The 13053-nt window shown below is 40.7% G+C and carries 12 protein-coding genes; 6 read left to right on the top strand and 6 right to left on the bottom strand.

Annotated elements, in window-relative coordinates; genetic code table 11:
* Positions 1–455: 455 nt before the first annotated feature.
* The 4 genes from glnA to glnG all read left to right on the top strand — a co-directional run bounded on the left by glnA (position 456) and on the right by glnG (position 5089).
* The gene (gene glnA / locus JFU56_RS17830) at positions 456–1865 is read left to right on the top strand and encodes a glutamate--ammonia ligase (RefSeq protein ID WP_198438617.1); all 1410 of its coding nucleotides are present in this window, start codon (positions 456–458) and stop codon (positions 1863–1865) included.
* Positions 1866–1987: 122 nt separating this feature from the next.
* Complete coding sequence (locus JFU56_RS17825; RefSeq protein WP_198438616.1) at positions 1988–2506, top strand: DUF4124 domain-containing protein; 519 nt, start codon at positions 1988–1990, stop codon at positions 2504–2506.
* 103 nt (positions 2507–2609) lie between these two features.
* Complete coding sequence (glnL, locus tag JFU56_RS17820; protein ID WP_198438615.1) at positions 2610–3662, top strand: nitrogen regulation protein NR(II); 1053 nt, start codon at positions 2610–2612, stop codon at positions 3660–3662.
* An 11-nt stretch (positions 3663–3673) separates the two neighbouring features.
* On the top strand, positions 3674–5089 hold the full coding sequence (glnG, locus tag JFU56_RS17815) for a nitrogen regulation protein NR(I) (RefSeq protein ID WP_198438614.1): 1416 nt from the start codon (positions 3674–3676) through the stop codon (positions 5087–5089).
* Positions 5090–5278: 189 nt separating this feature from the next.
* On the opposite strand, the gene JFU56_RS23210 is transcribed toward glnG, so the two are convergent.
* Positions 5279–5398 (bottom strand): response regulator transcription factor, encoded by a 120-nt coding sequence (locus tag JFU56_RS23210; protein WP_198438613.1) that lies wholly within the window; start codon positions 5396–5398, stop codon positions 5279–5281.
* Between the two features lie 84 nt (positions 5399–5482).
* On the opposite strand from JFU56_RS23210, the gene JFU56_RS17805 reads away from it, so the two are divergent.
* The gene (locus JFU56_RS17805; RefSeq protein WP_198438612.1) at positions 5483–6613 is read left to right on the top strand and encodes a DUF5666 domain-containing protein; all 1131 of its coding nucleotides are present in this window, start codon (positions 5483–5485) and stop codon (positions 6611–6613) included.
* An 80-nt stretch (positions 6614–6693) separates the two neighbouring features.
* Here the strand turns inward: JFU56_RS17805 and JFU56_RS17800 are convergent, their stop codons facing one another.
* On the bottom strand, positions 6694–7302 hold the full coding sequence (locus tag JFU56_RS17800) for a PilZ domain-containing protein (protein ID WP_198438611.1): 609 nt from the start codon (positions 7300–7302) through the stop codon (positions 6694–6696).
* A 210-nt stretch (positions 7303–7512) separates the two neighbouring features.
* Here JFU56_RS17800 and JFU56_RS17795 point away from each other — a divergent pair, with 210 nt between their 5' ends.
* A complete protein-coding gene (locus tag JFU56_RS17795; protein WP_198438610.1) occupies positions 7513–7707 on the top strand; it encodes a hypothetical protein in 195 nt (64 codons plus the stop codon).
* On the opposite strand, the gene JFU56_RS17790 is transcribed toward JFU56_RS17795, so the two are convergent.
* The 4 genes from JFU56_RS17790 to hemN all read right to left on the bottom strand — a co-directional run bounded on the left by JFU56_RS17790 (position 7704) and on the right by hemN (position 13008).
* Entirely contained in the window at positions 7704–9752 is a 2049-nt protein-coding gene (locus JFU56_RS17790; protein ID WP_198438609.1) for a permease, read from the bottom strand. The two genes, JFU56_RS17795 and JFU56_RS17790, sit on opposite strands and share 4 nt — an antisense overlap.
* A gap of 136 nt (positions 9753–9888) precedes the next feature.
* Entirely contained in the window at positions 9889–10626 is a 738-nt protein-coding gene (locus tag JFU56_RS17785; protein WP_198438608.1) for a DNA-binding transcriptional regulator YciT, read from the bottom strand.
* Between the two features lie 149 nt (positions 10627–10775).
* Positions 10776–11381 carry an HAD family acid phosphatase gene (locus JFU56_RS17780; RefSeq protein WP_242066007.1) on the bottom strand — a complete coding sequence of 202 codons (606 nt, stop codon included), beginning with the start codon at positions 11379–11381 and terminating at the stop codon, positions 10776–10778.
* 253 nt (positions 11382–11634) lie between these two features.
* A complete protein-coding gene (hemN, locus tag JFU56_RS17775) occupies positions 11635–13008 on the bottom strand; it encodes an oxygen-independent coproporphyrinogen III oxidase (protein WP_198438607.1) in 1374 nt (457 codons plus the stop codon).
* Positions 13009–13053: the final 45 nt, after the last annotated feature.

Here is a 13053-nt window from a genome sequence, read left to right as displayed (position 1 = left end):
ATCTACCTAGCAAAATTTTGACGCAGAGTAAAATGATTGCATTTTTTTTTATTTAAAAAGCGGGCGATAGGCCTGATACGGGCTTTTAGCACACAAGTTAAAGTGCAATTAAAGTCTTTATGCCGTTATTTATCGACACTATATAAGATATAAATATTCAACATTATTTGAATACGATTTTACTGGTAATCGTTGAAAATAAACCATAATATCGAACAGAGTAAGAACGAATGTACAGCTTCAATGCTTACCCGTTTGACGCACTAAAATGGTGCGCTCCACGCACAGTAATAGTGCGCACACCGGTTGACGCAAGCGAATACATGTACATTAAAACATTTAAATCAACAACTTAAATAGTTGGCACATATATGGCATTATTTAGTTTATGATTGTTTACAGTCAACAACTTTAAATGAAGCCATCATATTGATGACACCGGAGGTTATTTTATTATGTCAGCAGAAAGCGTATTAGCTCTAATTAAAGAACAAGACGTTAAATTTGTAGATTTACGTTTTACAGATACTAAAGGTAAAGAGCAGCACGTTTCTCTACCACATCATCAAGTAAATGCCGGCTTCTTTGAAGAAGGTAAAATGTTTGATGGTTCATCAATTCAAGGTTGGAAAGGCATCGATGAGTCAGATATGGTATTGATGCCAGATCCGGCAACAGCTGTACTTGACCCGTTCACAGAAGCAACAACACTGAATCTACGTTGTGACGTACTAGAACCAGCAACAATGCAAGGTTATAGCCGTGACCCACGCTCAGTAGCTAAACGTGCACTTGCATACTTACGTTCAACTGGTATCGCAGATGACGTATTCTTTGGTCCAGAACCAGAATTTTTCCTATTTGATGATGTTAAATACAAAACAGACATGTCAGGTAGTATGTACAAAATTGACGCTGAAGAAGCTTCTTGGAACTCAGATAAAGAGTACGAAGGCGGCAACATGGGTCACCGTCCAGGCGTTAAAGGTGGTTACTTCCCAGTATCACCAGTTGACTCTGCACAAGACATCCGTAGCGCAATGTGCTTAGTAATGGAAGAGATGGGCTTAACAGTTGAAGCACATCACCATGAAGTAGCAACAGCCGGTCAAAATGAAATCGCAGCATTATTCAACTCAATCGTTGAAAAAGCCGATGAAGTTCAAATCACGAAATACGTTATCCATAATGTTGCACACGCTTACGGCAAAACAGCAACATTTATGCCTAAGCCATTAGTTGGCGATAACGGTTCAGGTATGCATTGTCACCAATCACTACAGAAAAATGGCGAAAACATTTTTGCTGGTGATCAATATGGCGGTCTATCTGAAACAGCGCTTTACTACATTGGCGGCATCATCAAACATGCTAAAGCAATTAACGCATTTGCTAACCCTGCAACTAACTCGTACAAACGTCTAGTTCCTGGTTTTGAAGCACCTGTAATGCTTGCTTACTCTGCACGTAACCGTTCTGCATCTATTCGTATCCCAATCGTACCGTCTGCAAAAGCGACACGTATTGAAGTACGTTTCCCAGATCCAGCGGCTAACCCATACCTTGCATTCTCTGCAATGTTAATGGCGGGTATCGACGGTATTAAAAACCGTATTCACCCAGGTGATGCAATGGATAAAGATCTATATGACCTTCCTCCTGAAGAAGCAGCAGAGATCCCACAAGTGGCAGCATCTCTAGAAGAAGCACTTTCTGCACTAAATGCTGACCGTGAATTCTTAATTGCTGGCGATGTAATGGCACACGATACTATCGATGCATACATTGAGCTTAAAGCTGAAGAAGTTGAAAGACTGAACATGACAACTCACCCAGTTGAGTTTGAAATGTACTACAGCGTATAATTTGTTATTAATACAAATTAATCTAAAAAAACCCGCTATTTAGCGGGTTTTTTGTTTGTTAATTTTATGTAACTAGGTGAGAATAACCATATAGATCAAGAAGCAATAGACAGGATGTCGTTATGCAACACGCTATATTATTAATACTATTACTCACCAGTTACACCAGTACGGCCGCTATTTATCAATGGACTGATGAACAAGGCATTACCCACTTTTCAGATGACGAAAGCAAACCTGAATCGGCAACTAAAATTAACGTCAAGCTAACACCACCATCGATAGGTTCACTGACCCAATCTCGAACACCTGTAGCAAGTACTGCAGTACCGACCACCCCTGATACTCCTTTACCCATCACGATTAGTATCAACAGTCCTGTCGAGCAACAAACCTTGCGCAGTAATAATGGTGAGATAATCGTGTCAGCCAAACTCAGTCACACTCTGACCTACGGTTTAAACATTCGCTTGTTAATTGATGGCGTGATCCATAGCGAACAAATTGATAGCCAATTTACGGTCCATAATATTCCGATTGGCACACATAAGTTACAGTTACAAATAATTAACAATTTAGGCAAGGTAATTGCATCATCTGAGCTAATTACTGTTTATTTACATCGTTTTAAAGCTAATTAACGCATAGCAGCTTTAATTTCATCACGCTGTGCAGTAGTATTTCAATAGTGGCACCAAAATGGTGCAGAGCGGTAACGAACAGTAATCCTGATAAGGAAATACCATGATCATGATCCCTGAAACGCAGCAGTCATTGCTCAACAACTTAGTTTCGTCAGTTTTCGTGCTCGATAATGATCTGCATATTAAATATCTCAATCCAGCTGGAGAACAGTTATTAGGATCAAGTGCCACCCGTGTACTGGACATGAAAATAACCGATGTCATTGAATACACAACGCTAGATTTATCGTTACTCGCAAGCACGATTAAAACAGGCCAAGGCTTTACCGATAATGAAGTGTCATTGGTGATTGATGATCGCCAACTGCTAGTTGAAATATCCGCAACGCTAACCAACTTTGGTGCTGATACCTGTATTTTGATTGAAGCGAGGCAGATCGATTTACAAAAAAAAATCAGCCAAGAGCTTTATCAGCACGTACAGCAACAAGCTGCGCAAGAATTAGTGCGTGGTTTAGCCCACGAGATTAAAAACCCACTGGGTGGCTTACGTGGCGCAGCGCAATTACTGGAAAAAGAACTGCCAACAGCAGAGCTAAAAGAATTTACCGGCATTATCATTGAACAAGCCGACCGTTTACGCGCACTTGTAGATCGCTTACTAGGGCCACAAAAACCCGGTAAGCAAACTATTTTAAATATTCACTCCGTAATTGAAAAAGTGAAACAACTTGTCGAATTTGATTTACCGGCGGGTATTATCATCGAGCGCGATTACGACCCTTCGATCCCTGATTTTGAGATGGAACCGGATTTATTACAGCAAGCACTACTGAATATTATTAGTAATGCAATTCAAATTCTAAAACATTCCGGTACTATAAAAATTATTACTCGAACAGCGCATCAAGTGAATATTCAAGGACAGAAATATCGCCTGAGCGCTGAAATCAAGATCATTGATAATGGTCCCGGTATCCCTGAGCATATCAAAGATACCTTATTCTATCCGATGGTCACAGCCAGACAAGGTGGCACCGGACTTGGTCTGTCTATTGCACAAAACCTCGTGAAACAGCATAAAGGCAAAATTGAGTGTACTAGCTGGCCAGGGCACACTGAATTTGCCATCTATCTGCCATTAAGAAAATAAAGGATTAAACTATGACAACAGCAACAGTTTGGATTGTCGATGACGATAGTTCTATCCGCTGGGTACTTGATAAAGCACTAAAATCTGAAGCATTTAATACCGTTGCATTTGCTGAACCACATGCTTTATTAAATAAATTAGAATTCGAACAGCCCGATATTATTATTTCTGACATCCGCATGCCGGAAATGACCGGTTTAGAACTCATGGATAAAATCCACGCTATCCATCCAGATCTACCGATCATTATCATGACGGCACATTCCGATCTCGATAGTGCAGTGAACGCTTATCAGGCTGGTGCATTCGAATACTTACCAAAGCCATTTGATATCGATGAAGCAGTATCTTTAGCAACTCGCGCAGTAACGCACGCCAGAGAGCAGTCAAAGAATCGCCGGAGAAATAACAAAGTTGCTCCCGTGACTGAAATTATTGGCGAGGCACCTGCAATGCAGGAAGTTTTTCGCGCTATTGGGCGTTTATCTCGCTCATCAATTAGTGTATTAATTAATGGCGAATCAGGCACAGGTAAAGAACTTGTTGCCCAAGCATTACACAAGCACAGCCCACGGGTAAACAATGAGTTTATTGCCTTGAATATGGCTGCGATCCCCAAAGACTTAATTGAATCAGAGCTATTTGGCCATGAAAAAGGGGCTTTTACCGGTGCCGCAAACGTCCGCAATGGTCGGTTTGAACAAGCTAATGGCGGTACGCTGTTTTTAGATGAGATTGGCGATATGCCGATCGATATCCAGACTCGGCTATTACGGGTATTATCCGATGGCCAATTTTATCGTGTCGGTGGCCATTCACCGGTGAGTGTCGATGTTCGCATCATTGCCGCAACCCACCAGAACTTAGAACAAAAGGTCGCTGATGGTAGTTTCCGTGAAGATTTATTTCATCGCTTAAACGTGATCCGAATTCATATCCCCTCATTGAATGAGCGCCGTGAAGATATCCCCAAATTAGCCAATCATTTTTTAATTAGAGCGGGTAAAGAATTAAGCGTCGAGACCAAAATTCTCAGTAAGGAAGCCCAAACTTACTTAGCCAATCACCACTGGTCCGGTAATGTTCGTCAACTTGAGAATATTTGCCGTTGGTTAACGGTAATGGCCAGCGGCCAAGAAATTTTTATTGATGATTTACCACCCGAGATCACCAATGAACAACCAGTGAAACTAAATAATAGTGGTGCAGAAATTGGCGATTGGCGTAGTCAATTAAAGACGTGGACAGCGCAGCAATTAGCATCAGGGCAAAGCGATATTCTTGCTGAGGCCATGCCCGACTTTGAACGTATCATGCTGCAGACGGCATTAGAGTATACTCAAGGCCATAAACAAGATGCGGCAAAACTATTGGGCTGGGGTCGTAATACCCTCACCCGTAAATTAAAAGAGTTGGATATTAATTAATACGCATTAACCTATATTATTACTTAACAACATCATCATCAGTCAATTTTGTCGCAAGTGCATGTACTGATGATGATGAATCTAAAGAAAAATAAATCGTCACCCAAAATACATCATCATCGTCAACAATGCTGAGCAACCACTACACCCGCTCGCATATTCGTTCAACAATAATCAAACACCACACATTCACAACTCGATAGCCGCTTTACCACGATAAGTAAAGTCCACAGTGATCTCAGCTAGGCCTAAGTAATCAGCGATAGTCTCTGCTATATTATAATGACCATCAACAATTAAAACGTTCATATCCCGCCTTCACGAACACTTCACATAGTTACTTATATTATGCGCTCAAATATTGATATCACCCGACAATTGAGTAGGTAAATCATGAAAAATTTATTTTTAGTTACCGCTATTTCAGCATCGTTAATGGCTTGTAATAGTGATGATAACCAATCAGATTCAGATCTAACACTGCAAGGTGTCGCTGGAACGATTGAGTTAGTCGATCTAAGCACCAACCAAATAGCCGTGAATGGTCATCGCTACAATGCTGATAATATTGCTTATAACACCACCCCATTGGCGCTGAAGCAACTGCAAAAAGACATGTTAGTTAATATCACGACAAGTGGCCAAGACAGTACTCAAGTTCGATTAAATCCAACTATTGTCGGTGTTGTAAGCAATGTAAACCATACTGCAAAGACTTTTACAATTAATGGTGTTGCGCTCACTTTCGCAGAGTTATCCGATGATATTGATAATGGAGACTGGGTAATGCTGTCTTCTATTCCAGCTGCTGATGGCGGTTATACTGTACTTTCAGTCGTTGAATTTGATGATGTCGACTTAATCGGTCAGGCTGAAATTGAAGGACTAATCTCAAACTTAACAAACACCGAGTTTCAACTCGCAAATACGATCACTGTCGATTATAGCAATGCCGTCATTGAGGATAACGAAACGCTCAGAAATGGTCAGTGGGTTGAAGTCAAAGGCACGTACAATAATACCTTTAACGCGACAGAAATTGACGTAGAAGATTATGATGATTTAGGCGATGACAGTGAAGTAGAAGGTATTATAACTTGGGTTGCCAACGATAAAACTAGCTTTGAATTAAATTCACGAGGTCGTTTCTTGGTAAACAGCCAAACTCAATTTGCTGACGGTAACCAAAATAACTTAACTGCAGGCCAAATGGTTGAAGTTAATTCGGTTAAACAAGGCGATAATCGCTTAGCAACAGAAATTGAGTTTGATGAACAAGATAATGATGACTGGGAGCAGTTTAAATTTGAGTTCGACGGTATAGTGAGTGATATCACACGAACAGCAGGAATAGTGACATCATTTAAAATGAATGCCCAAACGAATCAAGTAATACAAGCAGATGCTAACACGGTTTACGACAAACTGAATCAAGCTAACTTTGTTGATGGCATCGATGTTGAAGTTGAAGGTGTGATCATTGATAGTGATTTCGTCGCGCGTGAAATAGAACTCAATGATTAAGACAACATAATTATAATATCTCATCACTGATACAGCGAATAGCAGTTAGTCGGTACCTTCAAGCCCATTAGCTGCTCATTTTAATCATGCAAAGCATCGTGCTGCTCGATAATATAATCATGTAATATTAATGTCAGTTCATCGTTAATATTAAATTTTAACGCTAGTCCTTTAATATTATTCTTCTCACTTTCAATCCTTACCACCGTCGCATCAACTAAGTGAAAACCACGCTGCGGAATCTTTAGATAAAAGCGTAGATTAGCCCCCTCTTTCAGATTAACACCTGACGATGTAAGTTGCAGTTCACTACACAACATGAATAATCCCGAGGTGGAAATATTGCTGACAACACCTAATAGCACATCACCTTTATGATCGAATATTTTCAGTCCTTTCGGTGCTGCAAAACGCCAATAGCGGCCGCCGCCACCTTTATGATCAATAATATCTGGCTGCCCCAATTCCTTTAGTTCATCATCGAGTAAATAAAGCGGAAAGCGATACTCCTCTTGCTCGCGCTGAGCAACAAGTACAATATCACTCGATTGTGCTAAGACATTAAGCAGCTGTTTCGATATATCCGACATAGCAATATCATTGCAGCTATGAGCAGCTTGGCTATCGATGACTTCCTGTAATAAATTAAGCTCATCTTGGCTTAGTATATCGCTAACTTTTTTTGGCATGAAGTAACCGTCCCTGATTTAGCATACTTGCCTCCTTTGTTCGTATTCAAAATTCATCGGTAATGAATACTTAGTTTTCTGTAACTATACTAATCTTAGTAAACCAGATCAGATTTGACCTTGCAAATGTAAAACGAGTAAGCTTGATCTTTATACATAAAATTGCGTATTAACAGAGAGTTATTTCTATAAAACCACAAGTAGGCCAGCATGGAAGCAAATATAGACAACATAAATCAAGATATCAATATCATCGACACGATAGAGGTAGAAGGTGAATTTATCATGGAGCAGCGTCACCGCCATGAACGGCGGCAACGTCTATTAAAGCATAATCCCCGTTACGAACGTCGAGTCAGTAAACGACGCGACGCCCGTAGCAGTAAGATTGATATCACCGTCTAATGGTGATGATGTGGTTTCGCATTTCTAAAACTATGCGGTAATAACTCCAGCATAAAGCTACGTGCACCGCGACGTAAAATACTAATCGCAAATAACACTGTCACTATCGCTAAACTAGCATAACGCCACCAATCATCTTGCCAATGTGGCGCTAACGTTAACCAAGGTTTCGGTAACTCAGGTACCCAATACATAATGCCTAAGCCTAGTAGTAGCGCGACAGTGACAATGGCCATCACGACCGCCATCGCAATCTGCTTACCTTGATTGTCTTTAATAAAGCGATACAAATCTAAGTTCAATGTGGGTCCGACTAAACTAAAGGCCACAACCGCACCAGGAGATACGCCAGCAACCAGCATAATGGCCAGTACAGGCGTAATACCGGTGGCACAGAAGTGGAACGGCAAGGCAATCAGAATAGCCAATACAACCTGTAACCAAGGTTCTTGCTGTAAGAACTCCCAGCCAATGGTTGGCGTAAATGTCGCTGCCGCAATCAAACCAAATAATACCCAAGGTGCGGTATGATCAATAAGATGTGAAAAACCATGTTCAAATGCACGTTTAAGGCGTGACGTTGATGCCTCTAACTCTTCGGTCGTCGCGCAAGTATCGCTATTCAAGTCATGCTTTTTGAATAATGAACCAATAAGTAAGCCTAACGTCACCGCTAATATAACCGCCATCACTAAACGTATACCAACCCATTCAACACCCAACAGCGGTAATGAAATAAGTAACGCATCAAAGCCAATAACAGGGGATGCAACTAAGAATGAAACCGCTAATGCAGAACCACAACCCGCTTTAATCAGTTGCTTATACATACCTGATGCATCGGGTATGCAAATAGGCAATGGCAAACCAATGAGTGTGCCTTTCAATGCGCCAGCAACTGGGCCCGTACTGCGTAATTGACCGACCATATTAAAGGCTGGTTTCACAAAGTTAATCAGCCAAGTAAGGATATAAGCGAATAATAACGCTGGCGCGGCATGTAACGACAAGCTCACAAAGCGTAATAAGGTTTCCGCTGTTTCATTGCCATGTGCATGCCCAGCGTGATCATTATCAGCTGCTGCATGGTCATCATGTCCTACATGGTCATCATGTCCGACATGGTCATCGTGTCCTACATGGTCATCGTGACCGACATGGTCATCGTGACCGACATGGTCATCGTGACCGACATGGTCATCGTGACCGACATGGTCATCGTGACCGACATGGTCATCGTGACCGACATGGTCATCGTGTCCGACATGGTCAGCTGAGTGTAATTCAGCTGAGGTGACAATCTGTGATTCGACAGTTACAGGGGCATCATGATTATGCGGCGCATAACCTAACCAATGTGGCAGTAATACCGCAAGCAAACAAATAGCGCCAATTAAGCTGCCTGTGCCAGCGGCAAATTTATCTCGTTGCGTTTCTTTACCGTGTTCTTGCTTGTAGGGCTGGTGAAATACCACATGTAAGATAGAGCCCATGACTAACGCTTGGAACCAGATCAACCAATTACCGCTATCGTGCGCAATCAGTTCTCCACCTAACCAAGTACCAGCAACCGTCGCTAAGGACATTGCAGTTAAAACAGCCAATGGTAGCGCACGGCCATAATGCGGTCGTAATAACCACCACACAGTAAGGCCAACAGGGAAACGATGCAGTACCACACCAATCGCTAATAAATAAGCAGTCTGGTCATCTTCAATGGCCAGCGCACCACCATCGGTGATCGCATGTAAGACTAAACCTAGCACACCTAATATCAAAGTAACCGAATGGGTTTGCTTGGCGATTTTATGGAATACTTTCTCAACCATGCCAGGGCCAAATAAGCCAACCAACATTAATCCAAGCACAGCAATCCCGCCACTTTCTAGTAACTCTGGCAAGATGTGGAATAATACCAAACCGCCAATAGAGACAAAAATAAAGCTATCGAAGAAAGCAAAACGATCGGATTTAGAGCCGACAAATTTACATAAATAAGGGCCAAGGAAGAGCGTTGCAATGCTCAGAAATAACAATAAAGACATGGTATAAACACGAGGGTCAGTAAACAGCGTTATAATATAACATAACATTTGTAGCTGACGCCAGTTAGAATTGTTATATTATAACAATTCTAACTGGTTTTGATAAAACACAGATTAAAACAGTCGTAGAGGAAAATTATTTTACGACTTTAATATTATGTTTTTCTAATAGGTTTACATATTCTAACGATGCATCTTCGTCAGTAATAACCATATCAACCTGTTCGAATTGGTATAATGGCGTATTGTGCACTTGCCCAAATTTAGACGAATCTGTGATGACAATATTCTGTGCACCTTTCTCTAAAATTGCTACACCAACATCAGCACGCATCATATTACGGCTTGTAAAGCCTGTATTCGGATGCAAGCCATCAATGCCTAAAAATGCTTTAGTAAAGTGAGTATGCTTGATGCAAAGACGCGTCAATGTGCCCACCATACTTTCACTTTCATGTTGATACAGACCACCTAACACGATGATCTTAACGTCTGTTTCTTTCATCAAATGAGCAATGTAACTGCTTGGCGTAATGATAGTAACATCACTACGTTTACCGAGTTCTTTAGCCAGTAATGCATTTGCACTACCGCCTTCGATCATGACAGTTTCACCATGCTCAACCAAACTCGCTGCACACATCGCCATCTTGCGCTTGTGTTCATAATTAACCGTAATACGGTGAGACACGTTATCGGTATTATGTGGAGTAGCACCACCATGAACACGACGGATGAAGCCTTCTTTTTCTAACTTGTTCAGGTCATGACGGATCGTGACCTCTGAAACACCCAGCTTAATCGACATTTCGCCGACAGACGCGCGTCCCTCTTCATTTACAAGATTAATAATATCAGTATGTCGTTGCTGCATGATTTCTCATATCCCACACAATTTAAGTTATCTATTAAATAGATAGTACCACTTTCACCTGAAAGTCATAAGTACTAATTAAAACTACAAATTGAAAACCTCAGATACATTGCATAACTGAGATCTTCATCGCTAATGATAAGTTTAGCCTACTGTATCGACCATGACTTACCGTGCCAAGTTTGAATGATATGAGAAATTTCATACCAATCGTGAGCACAAGTGACATGCTCTCTAAACACCTTGTTATGCGGTTGTTTTATCATGATACAGTTATCAATACCGGCATTTTTCGCATCCACAAGATTGTCATATTTATCATCAACAAAAGCATGGATTTCATGTGTCTGTTGAATTTTATTTAAATAAGTCGCTTTTGACTCACCAAATTCAACAAAGAAAATCTCTTGAAAAATATTACCGAAGCAATGGTACATATTGGCGCGACGTAGCGCTTCAACTTGTCCATCACGACTACAGGCGGTAATACAGAATATTTCATAACCTTCTTGCGCTAACTTAGTTAGAATTCGAGATGCGCCTGGCAATGCGTCCAACGCGCCAAATTGCCAGCTAGATGCAAACTCTTTTAATATTTTAACGTCCTGACCTTCTTTAATCCCCAACCATTCACATAAGTCCCATGCTAATGGCTTACCAGTCACTTGTTTATCATATTGATGATTAACAAATTCACGTAACCGAGAACCAAAATCTAATACTGTATCATCAATATCAATGACTATCGCTTTCATAGGCGTACTTCCATTTTTGTGATCATTTCTGTCATTAACCGCTATATAAAATACGATAATGTTAGTCGAAGGGCAATATTACATAGATACCAAGTTATGTATATTAATCTTCTATGAAATCAAGTCGCTAATACTAACTTAATAGTCAAAAAATCGAGAGTACTATTTCGTGGTAACTGGCGGGATGCCTGCCTTTCGGGTATTAAAAAGGCACCATTAGGTGCCTCATTATTATGTCATCTTACTGGAACGATTAAATTACTCGAGAAAACTGCTGTTGACGTGCGCGTTGACGTAAATACACATCGAAACACATGCAAATATTACGGATCAACAACTTACCTTTCGGTGCAACTTGTAGCATATTACCGCCAACAATGACTAACTCGTCATTAATGAACGTTTGTAATAACCCCATGTCTTCAGCAAAGTAACTCGCGAAATCAAGATCGAAAGTATTGGCAATCTTGTCCATATCCAGTTCAAAATTACACATTAATTGCTTGATAACAGCGCGACGAATTGAATCATCATCATTCAAACCAACACCACGCCATTGGGCATGACCCAGTTCTTCAACTTGTTTGTAATAAGTTTTTAATTCTTTTTGGTTTTGCGAATACGCATTACCAATCTGACTAATTGAAGAAACACCCAGGCCTAATAAATCACTTTCACCTTGGGTTGTATAACCCTGGAAGTTACGATGCAGTATGCCTTCACGTTGAGCAATGGCTAATTCATCATCCGGTTTAGCAAAGTGGTCCATACCAATAAACTGGTAACCGTTGTCAGTTAAAAATGAAATTGCGTCTTCCAAAATCGCTAAACGATCTGAAGGTGACGGCATATCTTCTTCTTTCATTTTACGCTGACCGGCAAACAAGCTCGGTATATGCGCATAGTTAAACACGGTTAAACGGGCTGGGTCTAAATCAAGTACACGTTCTAATGTGTTATGGAACGTTTCTTTGGTTTGGTGTGGTAAACCGTAAATTAAATCAATGTTCGTCGATTTAAAGCCAAGTTCATGTGCACGTTTAATAATAGCAAAAATGAAATCTTCATCTTGATCACGATTAATCGCTGCTTGTACTTTTTTATCAAAATCTTGAACACCGAGGCTTAAACGGTTAAAACCAACTTTAGATAATAAGTCGATAGTACTCAGTTCAATTTCACGCGGGTCAACTTCAATCGAAATTTCAGCATCGTCAGCAAAAGTAAAACTGTCTTTTAACACATCAATCAAACGTTGAATTTGCGGCTGTGTTAAAAACGTTGGCGTACCACCACCCCAATGCAGTTGTGATACATTACGGTCTTTAAAAAATGGGGCTTGTAGCTTAATTTCCGCTTCCAGTACATCAAGGTACTTATCGGCTTTATGCAGATGGCGCGTAATAACCTTGTTACAACCACAGTAATAACAAAGCTTATGGCAGAAAGGAATATGCACATACAGTGACAACGGCTTATCTGGCGTCTCATCGCAAGCAAAGCGAAAGTCTTGATAGCCAAACGATTCATCAAATTCCAACGCAGTTGGATACGATGTATATCTTGGACCACTGTAATTATATTTTTCGATCATAGCCTGATCCCAGACTAATTTTTGATTTAGCATATTCATCCCCTAAGACAAGTCGCGACAGTATGCCGAAAAGCAATA

The organism is Moritella sp. F3 (assembly GCF_015082335.1).
GTDB lineage: Bacteria > Pseudomonadota > Gammaproteobacteria > Enterobacterales > Moritellaceae > Moritella.
Note: the sequence above shows the minus strand (reverse complement) of the source record. Positions and strands in the feature narration are given on the sequence as shown.

Bases quoted from the DNA above. Each gene is read 5' to 3' on its own strand.
- JFU56_RS17805 (WP_198438612.1), top strand. From the start codon at position 5,483: ATGAAAAATTTATTTTTAGTTACCGCTATTTCAGCATCGTTAATGGCT.
- JFU56_RS17825 (WP_198438616.1), top strand. From the start codon at position 1,988: ATGCAACACGCTATATTATTAATACTATTACTCACCAGTTACACCAGT.
- glnG (WP_198438614.1), top strand. From the start codon at position 3,674: ATGACAACAGCAACAGTTTGGATTGTCGATGACGATAGTTCTATCCGC.
- JFU56_RS17790 (WP_198438609.1), bottom strand. From the start codon at position 9,752: ATGTCTTTATTGTTATTTCTGAGCATTGCAACGCTCTTCCTTGGCCCT.
- glnA (WP_198438617.1), top strand. From the start codon at position 456: ATGTCAGCAGAAAGCGTATTAGCTCTAATTAAAGAACAAGACGTTAAA.
- JFU56_RS17785 (WP_198438608.1), bottom strand. From the start codon at position 10,626: ATGCAGCAACGACATACTGATATTATTAATCTTGTAAATGAAGAGGGA.
- JFU56_RS23210 (WP_198438613.1), bottom strand. From the start codon at position 5,398: ATGAACGTTTTAATTGTTGATGGTCATTATAATATAGCAGAGACTATC.
- glnL (WP_198438615.1), top strand. From the start codon at position 2,610: ATGATCATGATCCCTGAAACGCAGCAGTCATTGCTCAACAACTTAGTT.
- hemN (WP_198438607.1), bottom strand. From the start codon at position 13,008: ATGCTAAATCAAAAATTAGTCTGGGATCAGGCTATGATCGAAAAATAT.
- JFU56_RS17800 (WP_198438611.1), bottom strand. From the start codon at position 7,302: ATGCCAAAAAAAGTTAGCGATATACTAAGCCAAGATGAGCTTAATTTA.
- JFU56_RS17795 (WP_198438610.1), top strand. From the start codon at position 7,513: ATGGAAGCAAATATAGACAACATAAATCAAGATATCAATATCATCGAC.
- JFU56_RS17780 (WP_242066007.1), bottom strand. From the start codon at position 11,381: ATGAAAGCGATAGTCATTGATATTGATGATACAGTATTAGATTTTGGT.